The sequence below is a fragment of the Roseobacter sp. HKCCD7870 genome (genome assembly GCF_037830315.1).
Lineage (GTDB): Bacteria > Pseudomonadota > Alphaproteobacteria > Rhodobacterales > Rhodobacteraceae > M30B80.
Genome location: NZ_JBBLYO010000003.1, coordinates 215,513 through 227,896, shown reverse-complemented (window position 1 = coordinate 227,896; position 12,384 = coordinate 215,513). Strand labels below are relative to the sequence as shown.

Sequence of the window (12,384 nt, the reverse complement as noted above, 5' to 3'; positions counted from 1 at the left end):
GATGCCGCTTTTGGTCTGTTGCCGCAGGGAATCAGCGATTACAACAGTGTCTGAATAATCGCGCCGCGGCGCGTGATCGAAATGCTTTAACTGGAGAACGTGCGGATGAAAATTCTGGTGCCGGTCAAGCGCGTGATCGACTATAACGTAAAAGTTCGTGTCAAAGCGGATGGCTCGGGTGTTGATCTCGCCAATGTGAAAATGTCGATGAACCCGTTTGACGAGATTGCCGTAGAACAGGCAATCCGCCTGAAAGAAGCGGGCAAGGCTGAGGAAGTGGTGGTTGTATCCATCGGCGTCAAACAGGCGCAAGACACATTGCGCACCGCTTTGGCCATGGGGGCAGATCGCGCGATCCTTGTAGAAGCCGCCGATGATGTGCATCACGATATCGAACCTCTGGCCGTTGCCAAAATCCTGAAAGCTGTGATTGCAGACGAGGCCCCAGGCCTTGTGATTGCAGGCAAGCAGGCCATCGACAATGACATGAACGCAACCGGTCAGATGCTTGCCGCCCTTCTGGGATGGAGCCAAGCAACCTTCGCCTCTGCCCTTGAGGTCGAGGGCGACAGCGCCACTGTGACCCGCGAGGTTGATGGCGGCTTGCAGACAATTAAGGTCAAAATGCCCGCAATCGTCACGGTTGACCTGCGCTTGAACGAGCCGCGTTACGCGTCACTGCCAAACATCATGAAGGCGAAGAAAAAGCCCCTCGATGAAAAAACGGCGGCAGATTACGGCGTGGATGTGACCCCGCGTTTGACAGTGATCAAAACGACCGAGCCAGAAACCCGCAAAGCGGGCATCAAGGTGGCTTCGGTTGAAGAGCTTATCTCGAAACTTAAAGACGAAGCGGGGGTAATCTGATGGCGGTTCTTCTTCTTGCAGATGTCACCAACGGCCAGCTTGCCGTTGATCAGGTGTCCAAGGCCCTGACAGCCGTATCTGGCTTGAGCGATGTTCATATTCTGGTTGCAGGCGAAGGTAGCGATGCCGCTGCTGCAGAGGCCGCAACCCTTGCGGGCGCATCCAAAGTAATCTTTGCGGGCGATCACGGCTTTTGCCACATGTTGGCCGAACCAGTTGCCGATTTGATCGTGTCGATGGCGGGCGGCTATAGCCATATTGCTGCTGCGGCGACCTCGGACGCAAAAAACGTGCTGCCCCGTGTGGCCGCTTTGCTTGATGTGATGATCATTTCCGAAGTTGTGGGCGTTGTGGATGCCGACACGTTCGAGCGCCCCATTTACGCGGGCAACGCCATCCAAACGGTAAAATCAAACGACAGCGTGAAGGTCATGACCATCCGCACCGCAGGGTTCGATGCCGCCGCCACTGGCAACTCGGCCCCTGTTGAGGCCCTTGGCACAATCGCCACAACAGGCCTGTCCCAATGGGTTGAGGATAAAGTGGCTGCTTCGGATCGTCCCGAACTGACCTCTGCAGGGATCGTTGTTTCAGGCGGTCGCGGGGTTGGCAGCCAAGAACAATTCGCCCTCATTGAAGGACTGGCCGACAAGCTGAGCGCTGCGGTTGGTGCAAGCCGTGCTGCTGTCGATTCTGGCTACGCCCCCAATGATTGGCAGGTGGGCCAGACTGGTAAGGTTGTCGCGCCGGATCTCTATGTTGCCGTTGGTATCTCAGGTGCCATTCAGCACCTTGCGGGTATGAAGGACAGCAAGGTGATTGTGGCAATCAACAAAGACGAAGAAGCCCCCATCTTCCAAGTGGCGGATTACGGGCTGGTTGGGGATTTGTTTGATGTCGTGCCTGAATTGACAGGCAAGCTCTGATCCAATCAAACTTGGCTCTAAAGACCCGCGCCCTGAATTGGTGGCGCGGGTTTTGTTTTTTCTACAGCTTGAGGATTTTCTCTGAGAGGTCACGCGCCGCGCGGACATGGATATCAGGCCCAAGCAAAGCGCGCGCTATTTTCTCTTCTCCCAATCCAAAGAACATGCCCCGCGTTGGTTTTCTTGTTCCTCACGCGTTGTCACGCATATCGTCAATGAGGCCGCTTGGGCGGCTATTTCTTCCAACATCCCTTTGGTGACAAAAAGCGGATCTGCCCCCAACTCACGGCAATAGCCCGTTTCCGCAGGCGGGAGGTGCCCGGTCCATAGCAAGTGCACTGGGCAAATGGCGCGGTTCAAAAGGCTACGCATACGCGCCATGCAAGCCATCTTTAATTCATCCACAACGATCTGAAACCGATCTTCGGAACAGGTTAAAAGATGTTCTAACGTATGGCGCGAGAAGTGGAAATCCGTGAAATCAACCTCGCGATAGATTACCCGCAATATGTCAGAGGGTTGCAGGAACCTATCATTGCGGCGTTGATGCACCTGATAAAAGCGGTTGGTCAGGTGATGCGCACCTGTAATTTGCAACACAATCGCCTCGGCCCTACTCATCGCATCGGCGATAGCCCCATCGCCAAGCGCCAATTCCAACCCCGCATTCATTGCGGCCATATTCGCCACGGGGCGCCCCAACATCGCCGACAAGCGGTCAGGATAGGGCTGCGGCACGAATTTGCCGAATGTCTCAGAGCCGCCCAAACACAGCAAAAACGGCTTGGTTAGATCAATTTGCGGCCCACGAAACCGCATCGGTGACCCCTCATAGGTCACAAGTTTATAATCGAGGGGGCCATGCCCCTTGAAGGCAAAGCTCATTGCCTGCTCCCACCTTGATTCGTCTCACCCAAGGAAAAGAATGGCCAAAGCCTCTTACGAATTCCCTAACCATCAGATTTTACGAGATTTTATGTTGATTTTTGAATGATCCTGCAGCTTTGCGTTCTCAACTGCTGCAGCGCTTTTGCGCGGTTACGGCTTGTGTCTTTGGGGCTTCGCCTTTTATGGTGCGGCATGCAAAGACCACGCGTTTTCAAGACAAAGGTTCAGCGATGGAAATCAGCAAAATCGGCATCGTAGGCGCAGGCCAGATGGGCAATGGCATCGCGCATGTCTGCGCCTTGGCAGGTTATGAAATCTGGCTGAACGATGTCAGCCAAGATCAGTTGGACAAGGGCGTAGCGCTGATTGACCGCAACCTTGAGCGCCAAGTGAGCCGCGAGAAAATCTCGGCCGCAGATAAGGCAAGTGCCTTGGCGCGCATCCATACGACACTGCACCTCTCTGACTTAGGCAAAACTGATCTCGTCATCGAGGCCGCGACTGAACGCGAAACTGTGAAGCAAGCCATCTTCGAAGATCTGCTTCCACATTTGCAGCCGCATACTATTTTGACATCCAACACCTCCTCTATCTCCATCACGCGCTTGGCCAGTCGCACGGATCGGCCTGAAAAATTTATGGGATTCCACTTTATGAACCCTGTGCCCGTGATGCAGTTGGTTGAACTGATACGCGGCATCGCAACAGATGACGAAACCTTTAAGGCCTGTAAGGCGGTCGTGGATCGCCTTGGGAAAACATCGGCCACAGCAGAAGATTTTCCTGCGTTCATCGTTAATCGCATCCTGATGCCGATGATCAACGAGGCGGTTTATACCCTCTATGAAGGTGTCGGCAGCGTGCAATCAATTGACGAGTCGATGAAGCTTGGCGCCAATCATCCAATGGGGCCGCTTGAATTGGCGGATTTTATCGGTTTGGACACCTGCCTTGCCATTATGAATGTCTTACATGATGGATTGGCCGATACGAAATATCGGCCTTGCCCGCTTTTGACCAAATATGTCGAGGCAGGGTGGCTGGGACGCAAGACCGAGCGTGGCTTTTACGATTATCGGGGCGAAGTGCCCGTGCCCACCCGCTAGGGCCTAGACATAAATCGCGCGTCAGGGTTGTCTTTCAAAGACAAAACGTGCGCCCTCAAATCAGCCATAAATTGACGCGGGGAGGCGCTGGCCTCCTTCCAGTCTTCTGGTAGGATCGGGTGCCCGATTACAGGGGCCTGCGGTTTATCAAACGCATGGGCTACCTCATGCAGCAAAAGACCCTGCCGCAAAATGGGCGAAATCCGATTGGCAATTTGATACCACCGCGAATTTGATCCAGGGAAATTGAGCGGCAAAATTGTTGCCCCCGATGTGCGGATCATCTTTGCGGTAAACACATTCCATTCCGCTTCAACCGCAGGGCCGAAGGCGGTTTTTGCGGCGGCGACCACCCCTGATGGGAAAAGCGCAATCAACCCGCCCGCCTTGAGATGACTCATCGCTTTGTCGCGCATTTCAACCATTTTGCGCTGGGCCTCGGATTCATGAGGAAACGGCACGGGGATCATGTATTGAGCCGCGCTTTCATCAATCCCAGTCAACAGCGCGCGGGTCAAAATGCGGTAATCTGGCCTTTTGCGCCCGATCAGATCAGCCAAGATCATGCCATCCACCAAACCATGCGGATGATTGGCCACCAACACCACGGGTCCTGTTGCGGGAATACGGTCAAGCTGTGCCTCTGGGGTCAGCAAATCAATGCCCATGGCCTTCATCGTAGCAGGCCAAAACTCCTGCCCTTTCGGGGCACCAAGTTTTTCAAATGCACGCACGCGGCGGATAATCGTGATCTTGCCCGTCATCCATTCTATCGCGCGAATAATCGTGCGTGTGACGGGGCTGTCGAATGTGTTGGAGTAGGTCAGGCTGCGCCGATCATAGACGCGGCCTTGCGGCACTTCGGCCGCCACAATGGGCGCTGCGCCAGATTTTGTTTCTGTCATCTCAGTCACGCAGTCTGTCCCCTCCAGCCGCTTGTCGCAAACGAGCCTTAACGGCCTTCGCCAAATTTATCTGCGACAAGCTCCGTCAGCGCCTCTGCCAGAGATTGCGCTTGAGTGCCAGTCGTTTCAACCTCAATTTCCGTGCCAATCGAGGCAGCAAGCATCAAAAGGCCCATAATCGAGTCGCCCGAAGCAGAAATGCCATCTTTGCTCACTGTCGCTTCGGCATCGAATTTTTCGACTGTTTCGACAAATTTCGCAGAGGCCCGCGCGTGTAGGCCTTTTTCATTCACGATTTTCAGAACGCAGCGTACCGTCTCGGTCATTCAGGGGTTCCATCAAAGCTGTTGATATAGCGCCGCCCCGCCTCGGTGGCGCGCGCCACCGCTTGATCCAAGGGCAAATGGCGCGATTTGGCCAATTTGATCAGCATCGGCAGATTAACACCGGTCAGAATTTTGCGGTTGGCACTGCGGCACGCAGGCAAGGATAAGTTCGAGGGTGAACCACCATACATATCGGTAACCACAACCACACCATAGCCTGTATCCACGGCATCTGCGGCGGCAGAAATATCACGTTGGCAGGTGGCGCGATCATCTTCGGGGCCGATGGGGATCGCGCGGGCCGCGTGAACAGGCCCCACCACATGTTCAGTCGCGGCCAACAATTCGCGGGCCAATCCACCATGTGCAACGATAACAATCCCTATCACCCGCAAGACCCTATTGTATTTCAGGGCGTGGCGATGAGGCCGCGCCGCTCCAATTCTCTATGACGCTTTGACACTTGCCAGCCCGCTTGTGCAAGGTGGCTTACGATGATTTCCGTCATTGCAACAGAGCGGTGTTGCCCCCCCGTGCATCCAAACGCAACTGTCAGATGCGTTTTTCCTTCGTCAACATAAGCTGGAAGGAGCGTTTCAATCAGTCCCAAAACTTGGGTGGAGAAAGGCGCGAACCGCGGATCTTTGGCAATGAAATCGCGCACGGCTTGGTCGCGCCCATCAGATCGGCGCAGATCATCGTGCCAATACGGATTTTCCAAAAAGCGACAGTCAAACACCATATCGGCGCCAGTCGGCAGGCCGCGCTTGTAAGAAAAGCTTTGGATCGTCAGCGCCAAGCGATGCGGGGTTGTTGCGCTAAAATGGCGCGCAATCTCCTCGCGCAACTCATGCGGGCTGAGGGTGCTGGTATCGATCAGGCTTGTGGCGCGGGCGCGCACGGGGCTAAGCAATTCCTTCTCACGGCGTATGCCTGTCAGTGTATCCTCAGCGGGGGCCATTGGATGACGCCGCCGCGTCTCTGAAAAGCGGCGAACAAGAACATCATCGGCGCAGTCGAGATAAACCAGTTCGGATAAAACCTGCTCATGCGCGGCCAATCCATCGACCGCAGCAATCAATGCCTGTGCGGAGAAATCGCGGTTTCGTGGATCTGTGCCCAGCGCCAGAGGCCGCGTCAAAGGTGGGCCTTCCAATAGGCGGGGCAAGAGCGACAATGGCAGGTTATCAATCGCCTCGTATCCCAAATCCTCTAACGTATGGATGGCGCTGCTGCGGCCCGCACCAGACGGCCCTGTGACAAAGACCACCCGTTGCGCCTCGTCATCTCCCGAGGGGCGCGTGTGCTGTGGGTGGCCTGTTTTATCTTCGCGATCCATCGGCTTGGCACTTGTTAAGAACGGGTGGCATTGACTCCTGTTCACAACTGTAGCGCAAATGGGCTGCGATCCAAGCGATTACGCGAGCGGGGCGAAGCCATGTCGCAGGGCGTGAACCACCGCGCTGGTCTGCGGGACGCGCGCATTGACGCCCAAAAGACGCGCAAAATGCCCGCGCCACATCGCCATGCGGGTGGCAGGCAGGCGTGGCTGCGGCATGTCTTGCAGATGTAAGACAAGCGCAAGTGCCGCCTGATCCACCAATGGCCCCGCATTCAAAAGCCCAATCCCCCGCGCCTCAATCATCGGCAGGCGCTCAGGGGGCGCGCGCAAGGTTAAACCTTCGGTATCGGCCTCAAGCAGGATCGCGTCATCGCAGATCAGCTCTGCACCAAACGTCATCAAATCAAGCGCAAGCGAGGATTTGCCTGCACCAGATGCCCCCAAGATAAGCACCCCCTGCCCTCCATACGCCACCGCCGTGGCGTGCAAACGCAGCGCAGCACCATGCATATGGCCAAACTGGGCCAAGTCGAGCGCATTGGCAAAATCCCCACGATCCTCAGCCATAAATTAAATCGGCAAGCCCAAGATGAACCGCGCACCAAGCGGGTCGGAGGTGACATCAGCCTCAGTGGGGCGAATATTTTCAGCCCAGATCACCCCATCATGCGCCTCAACAATCTGCTTGGAAATCGCAAGGCCGAGGCCCGAGTGATTGCCAAATTGTGCTTGGGGCCGCTCTGAATAGAAACGGGTGAACACTTTCGTCAGCGCGTCATCAGGGATGCCTGGCCCTGTATCTTCTACTACCACCAAAATGCGATCCTCTCTTTTGCGCGCCCAGCTGCGGACGGCATCCCCAGCATCGCAGAAAGACAAGGCATTGGACAAGAGGTTGACAAAGACCTGCGCCAAACGCCCCTCTAGCCCGGTGATCAGGATGGGCGCATCTGGCAAATCCGTGATGAAACTCACATCTTTCGCGCGCGCCTCGCCCGCGTGATAGTCGCAGATGTTGCGCAAGGTTCGCAGAAGATCGAATTCTTCTTCCTCCTCCTTGACCAAATCAGCATCTAATCGCGAGGCATTCGAAATATCTGACACAAGCCTGTCCAATCGTTGCACATCATGGGTGATCACCTCATAGAGCCTGCTGCGCTGATCATCCGTATTGGCGCGCTGCAAAGTGCTGACCGCTGACCGCAAACTGGCCAATGGGTTTTTGATCTCATGGCTGACATCTGCGGCAAACTGCTCGTTTGATTCAATCCGATCATAGAGCGCGCCCACCATGCCACGCAGGGCCGCAGAGAGACGGCCTATTTCATCTAGCCGCCCCGTCAGATCAGGGATGCGGACACGGGTGAGGCTAAGCTTGCGGGCATTTTTATCGCGGCCCAGTTCGGCGGCATCGGCCAAATCGGACAGAGGATTGGCAATGGTTGAGGCCAAGACAAGCGACAAAACAATCGAAATATTTCGAATCACGGTTTTTCTGCGGCCAGAATGTGGCATCTGCTTGTGAACGAACCGTTAGCGCCTCAACAAATCGGGCGAGTTCGACAAAATTTGTCCAATCGGGGAAATGGTTGCGCTAACTGTGCGGATGCGTCCTGTTCAGTAATAAAACCGTCATGTTATACGGGGCTTACGCGGGGTTGAGTGCAGCTCTGTTCCCGCGTTGATTTTCATCACTGCCGGGCAGCATCGGCACAGGAGCACAAGAGAACATGAGCACAGGACGCGTGAACCCCGCCCATCGGCTGGAGCATCAAGGCATTTCGGATCTGGGCCAGGTTCACTATAACCTGCTTGAACCTGCACTGATCCAAGCCGCTTTGACCCGCAATGAGGGTCGCCTTGGCAACGGCGGCACTCTGTTGGTCAGCACGGGGAAATATACGGGCCGCTCTCCTAAAGATAAATTTGTTGTCGCAACTCCTTCGGTCGAACCGCATATCTGGTGGGACAACAACGCCCGCATGGAAATGGATGCCTTCGATCGCCTCTATTCCGACATGGTCGCGCATATGAAAGGCGGCGAATATTTCGTGCAAGATCTCTACGCTGGCGCGGATGCATACCACCGCCTTGATGTGCGCGTGATCTCGGAGTTGGCATGGCACAACCTGTTCATCCGTCACCTGCTGCGCCGCCCATTGCGCACAGAACTGGACAGCTTTGTGCCCGAATTCACAATCATCAATTGCCCCAGCTTTAAGGCGGATCCTGCGAAACATGGCTGCCGCACGGATACAGTGATCGCACTGAATTTTGACAAAAAACTGATCTTGATCGGTGGCACCGAATATGCGGGCGAAAACAAGAAATCGGTTTTCACCTTGTTGAACTATCTCTTGCCTGAGAAGGGCGCCATGCCGATGCATTGCTCGGCCAATCACGCCACGGGTAACCCTGATGATAGCGCGGTGTTCTTTGGTCTTTCTGGCACAGGAAAAACCACGCTTTCCGCTGATCCTGTTCGCGTGTTGATTGGTGATGATGAGCATGGATGGTCAGAAAATGGCATCTTCAATTTTGAGGGTGGCTGTTACGCCAAGACCATCAACCTGCGCAAAGAGGCAGAACCAGAAATCTACGCCACGACCCATAGTTTCGGCACTGTGATCGAAAATATGGTCTATGACGAAGAAACGCTCGAGCTTGATTTTGACGATGCAAGCCTGACGGCAAACACCCGCTGCGCCTATCCGTTGGAGCAGATCTCAAACGCATCCGACACAGGGCTTGGCGGGCATCCGAAAAATATCATCATGCTGACCTGTGATGCTTTTGGTGTTTTACCTCCGATTGCGCGCCTGACCCCTGCGCAGGCGATGTATCATTTCCTGTCAGGTTTCACCTCTAAGGTTGCCGGCACAGAGCGCGGCGTGACCGAGCCAGAACCAACCTTCTCAACCTGTTTTGGCGCCCCCTTTATGCCGCGCCGCCCTGAGGCCTATGGCAACCTTCTGCGCGAAAAAATCGCTGTTTACGGGTCGACCTGCTGGCTTGTGAACACGGGCTGGACGGGCGGGGCCTATGGCACAGGGTCGCGCATGCCCATTAAAGCAACCCGCGCCCTTTTGACCGCGGCACTAGATGGGTCACTCAATCAAGGCCAATTCCGCAAAGACCCTAATTTCGGGTTCGAAGTGCCTGTCGGCCTTAAAGGGGTGGATGATGCCTTGCTTGATCCACGCAGCACATGGTCAGATGCCGCAGCCTATGATGCGCAGGCCGCAAAATTGGTTGGGATGTTCGCAGATAACTTTGCGCAATATGTGCCCTACATAGACGAAGACGTAAAAGCAGCCGCGATCAGCTAAACCTCATCGCAAGAGCAAGGCTTCGAAAACCGCCCCCAACACAGGGGCGGTTTTTTCATCAGCCCATCAGACCGCGGCGCACCAAATTGGCCCCTGCCACCAGTAAAACGATCAAAGTGATCTTACGAAATTTGACGGGATCAAGCCGATCAGACAGCTTGAACCCCACCTGCATGCCCAGAAAGGCAGGGATGAGCAGCGCCACCGAAAACGGTGCCGTGGAAAGGTTCAGCACCCCTGAGGAAAGATGCCCCGTCAACAGGCTGACCGACCCCAGGCCATAGACCACACCCTGCACCAACATCTGGCGGGCCTTTGGGGTATCAAGAGCAATGAGATAAAGAACCGTGGGCGGCCCCCATGTGCCTGTCAGCCCCCCCAAAGCCCCCGCCAAAGTGCCGACACCCCATTCCGCCTTGCGGCGGTGCTGCGGTGGAATGTGAAATTTGATGCCCATCAACTGGATCAGGGTTAACACCACCACAGGCAAACCAAGGATCAGATACATCGTTTGGTTTGGTATGACGGTCACAAATTGCGCAACGATAACGATCATCACACAGACGATGAGGATATACCGCCAATATTCCGCGAACGCCGTTTTGGCCTCAGCCCAGCCATAACGGGCCACCTGCAATCCGTTGGAAAGGACGATCGGGAAAATGATGCCTGCAATCGCCAATTGCGGCTCTAGAAACATCGACAGACCCGAAATCATGATCAAGGGCATGGCAAAGCCAACCGCACCTTTCACGAAACCCGCTGCGAAAGTCACGCCAAGGGCGAGGGCGAAAGCCCAATATGGCATAAGGTGTAAGAAATCTGTCATGGCTGCTCCCTGCCTTGGTCAGGGTATTGCGCACATCCAACACCAAAACAAGCGCGACATTTTAATTCTTTTCGGTGCATTTTTTCGAATTAATGTTGCGCTGCACCTGCAAAATGATTTAGAAGCAGGTGCAGAATCGAAAGATAAGCTTGCCCTTGCGCACCCTCAATTTGGAGAGACGCTATGCCCCGTGACGCCGAAATGACCGCTGCCCCTGTGATCTTGGCCAATCTCACCGCTTTGACGGCAGAGGCCCTGCCCCCAGTCGAGGCGGTTTTGGCCCGTGCCAAAGACGCCGTGCGCGATTTGGTGACAGTGGACGGGAAAATCTCGGGCGCGGCGATTGAGACGGAACAGACTGCTGCCCATGGTCTGGCCTGGCTTGCCACCTATGTTGAGGCACTGCGCCAGATGCAAACATGGGCCGAACTCTTGGGCAGTGAGGGCAAGTTTGGTGATATTGAACAATTAATCTTGCAAATTGCTTTTGGCGAATATCTGGCCCAACTTCAGGGCGGGATTGCCATGAACCAAGGCGAAGTGCTGCGCCTGCCTGAACTTGGGCTTGGGAACACAGATGCAAATCTTCTGAAAACGGATGCAATCGCCACATTGGTCATACGCGGCAACACCCAAGCGGCCCGTTTGCGCCTTGTTGAGTTGATGCAGGAGCGCGCCGCAGAAATCACTGTTGGCGCCTCCGGCCTTGAAGATGAATTGGAAATGATCCGCGAACAATTCCGCCGCTATGCGCTGGAAAAGGTCGAGCCTTTCGCACATGACTGGCATCTGAAAGACGAACTGATCCCCCTCTCGGTGATCGAAGAGCTGGCAGAGATGGGCGTGTTCGGCCTCACCATTCCAGAGGAGTATGGTGGCTTTGGCCTGTCCAAAGCGGCGATGTGTGTCGTCTCGGAAGAACTTAGCCGCGGATATATTGGTGTGGGGTCCCTTGGAACGCGTTCAGAAATCGCGGCTGAGTTGATCCTTGCTGGGGGAACGGATGAGCAAAAGGAAAAATGGCTGCCCGCCTTGGCAAGCGCCGAGAAGCTGCCAACAGCCGTGTTCACCGAACCCAACACTGGCTCAGACTTGGGCAGCCTGCGCACCCGCGCGGTCAAGGATAAGGCGGGCAATTACCGCATCACGGGTAACAAGACATGGATCACGCACGCGTCACGCACCCATGTCATGACCCTCTTGGCCCGCACTGACCCCACGACCACCGATTACCGTGGTCTGTCGATGTTCTTGGCCGAAAAGACACCGGGCGATGACGAAAACCCCTTCCCCACCGCAGGTATGACCGGCGGCGAGATCGAGGTCTTGGGTTATCGCGGCATGAAAGAATATGAACTTGGCTTCGACAATTTCGAGGTGAAGGGCGAGAACCTTTTGGGCGGCCAAGAGGGGCAAGGCTTCAAGCAACTGATGCAAACTTTTGAAAGCGCGCGCATCCAAACCGCTGCCCGCGCCATCGGCGTGGCACAATCCGCCTTAGATGTTTCGATGCAATATGCCCAAGATCGCAAACAATTCAGCAAATCCCTAATCGAATTCCCGCGTGTTGCCTCAAAATTGGCCATGATGGCCGTAGAAATCATGATTGCGCGGCAACTGACCTATTTCTCCGCTCGCGAAAAAGACAATGACCGCCGTTGCGACCTTGAGGCAGGAATGGCGAAATTGCTTGGCGCACGGGTGGCATGGGCCGCCGCGGATAACGGATTGCAAATTCATGGCGGCAATGGGTTTGCGCTTGAATATAAAATCAGCCGTATTTTGTGCGATGCCCGTATCCTCAACATCTTTGAAGGCGCGGCAGAGATCCAAGCTCAGGTGATTGCGCGCCGCCTACTGGGCTAA

Annotated in this window: 13 protein-coding genes and 1 pseudogene; 6 read left to right on the top strand and 8 right to left on the bottom strand. The window is 55.2% G+C overall.

What is annotated here, in order from left to right:
- The first annotated feature begins 105 nt into the window (after nt 1-105).
- Together AAC637_RS12540 and AAC637_RS12535 are read left to right on the top strand one after the other, a co-directional pair.
- A complete protein-coding gene (locus AAC637_RS12540) occupies nt 106-867 on the top strand; it encodes an electron transfer flavoprotein subunit beta/FixA family protein (RefSeq protein ID WP_340303864.1) in 762 nt (253 codons plus the stop codon).
- On the top strand, nt 867-1,793 hold the full coding sequence (locus AAC637_RS12535) for an electron transfer flavoprotein subunit alpha/FixB family protein (RefSeq protein ID WP_340303863.1): 927 nt from the start codon (nt 867-869) through the stop codon (nt 1,791-1,793). Before AAC637_RS12540 ends, AAC637_RS12535 begins: the two co-directional genes overlap by 1 nt.
- A gap of 135 nt (nt 1,794-1,928) precedes the next feature.
- Here the strand turns inward: AAC637_RS12535 and AAC637_RS12530 are convergent, their stop codons facing one another.
- Complete coding sequence (locus AAC637_RS12530) at nt 1,929-2,678, bottom strand: DUF6473 family protein (protein ID WP_340303862.1); 750 nt, start codon at nt 2,676-2,678, stop codon at nt 1,929-1,931.
- 233 nt (nt 2,679-2,911) lie between these two features.
- Between AAC637_RS12530 and AAC637_RS12525 the strand changes: the two genes are divergently transcribed.
- Complete coding sequence (locus AAC637_RS12525; RefSeq protein WP_340303861.1) at nt 2,912-3,787, top strand: 3-hydroxybutyryl-CoA dehydrogenase; 876 nt, start codon at nt 2,912-2,914, stop codon at nt 3,785-3,787.
- Here AAC637_RS12525 and AAC637_RS12520 read toward each other — a convergent pair.
- The 6 genes and pseudogenes from AAC637_RS12520 to AAC637_RS12495 all read right to left on the bottom strand — a co-directional run.
- Nucleotides 3,784-4,692 carry a lysophospholipid acyltransferase family protein gene (locus tag AAC637_RS12520; protein WP_340303887.1) on the bottom strand — a complete coding sequence of 303 codons (909 nt, stop codon included), beginning with the start codon at nt 4,690-4,692 and terminating at the stop codon, nt 3,784-3,786. The two genes, AAC637_RS12525 and AAC637_RS12520, sit on opposite strands and share 4 nt — an antisense overlap.
- 47 nt (nt 4,693-4,739) lie before the next feature.
- Nucleotides 4,740-5,018 carry an HPr family phosphocarrier protein gene (locus tag AAC637_RS12515; protein ID WP_317657279.1) on the bottom strand — a complete coding sequence of 93 codons (279 nt, stop codon included), beginning with the start codon at nt 5,016-5,018 and terminating at the stop codon, nt 4,740-4,742.
- Nucleotides 5,015-5,407, bottom strand: coding sequence for a PTS sugar transporter subunit IIA (locus tag AAC637_RS12510; protein WP_317657278.1), 393 nt, complete (start codon nt 5,405-5,407; stop codon nt 5,015-5,017). Before AAC637_RS12510 ends, AAC637_RS12515 begins: the two co-directional genes overlap by 4 nt.
- 20 nt (nt 5,408-5,427) lie before the next feature.
- Complete coding sequence (gene rapZ / locus AAC637_RS12505) at nt 5,428-6,357, bottom strand: RNase adapter RapZ (RefSeq protein WP_340298307.1); 930 nt, start codon at nt 6,355-6,357, stop codon at nt 5,428-5,430.
- 78 nt (nt 6,358-6,435) lie between these two features.
- The gene (locus tag AAC637_RS12500) at nt 6,436-6,927 is read right to left on the bottom strand and encodes an HPr kinase/phosphorylase (RefSeq protein ID WP_340303860.1); all 492 of its coding nucleotides are present in this window, start codon (nt 6,925-6,927) and stop codon (nt 6,436-6,438) included.
- A gap of 3 nt (nt 6,928-6,930) precedes the next feature.
- Nucleotides 6,931-7,836 (bottom strand): annotated as a pseudogene (locus AAC637_RS12495) (sensor histidine kinase); the annotation flags it as partial.
- A 254-nt stretch (nt 7,837-8,090) separates the two neighbouring features.
- On the opposite strand from AAC637_RS12495, the gene AAC637_RS12490 reads away from it, so the two are divergent.
- The gene (locus AAC637_RS12490) at nt 8,091-9,689 is read left to right on the top strand and encodes a phosphoenolpyruvate carboxykinase (RefSeq protein ID WP_340303859.1); all 1,599 of its coding nucleotides are present in this window, start codon (nt 8,091-8,093) and stop codon (nt 9,687-9,689) included.
- A 58-nt stretch (nt 9,690-9,747) separates the two neighbouring features.
- On the opposite strand, the gene AAC637_RS12485 is transcribed toward AAC637_RS12490, so the two are convergent.
- Entirely contained in the window at nt 9,748-10,518 is a 771-nt protein-coding gene (locus AAC637_RS12485; protein WP_340303858.1) for a sulfite exporter TauE/SafE family protein, read from the bottom strand.
- Between AAC637_RS12485 and AAC637_RS12480 the strand changes: the two genes are divergently transcribed.
- On the top strand, nt 10,517-10,723 hold the full coding sequence (locus tag AAC637_RS12480; protein ID WP_340262949.1) for a hypothetical protein: 207 nt from the start codon (nt 10,517-10,519) through the stop codon (nt 10,721-10,723). The genes AAC637_RS12485 and AAC637_RS12480 overlap by 2 nt on opposite strands.
- Nucleotides 10,702-12,384 (top strand): acyl-CoA dehydrogenase family protein, encoded by a 1,683-nt coding sequence (locus AAC637_RS12475; RefSeq protein ID WP_340303857.1) that lies wholly within the window; start codon nt 10,702-10,704, stop codon nt 12,382-12,384. Before AAC637_RS12480 ends, AAC637_RS12475 begins: the two co-directional genes overlap by 22 nt.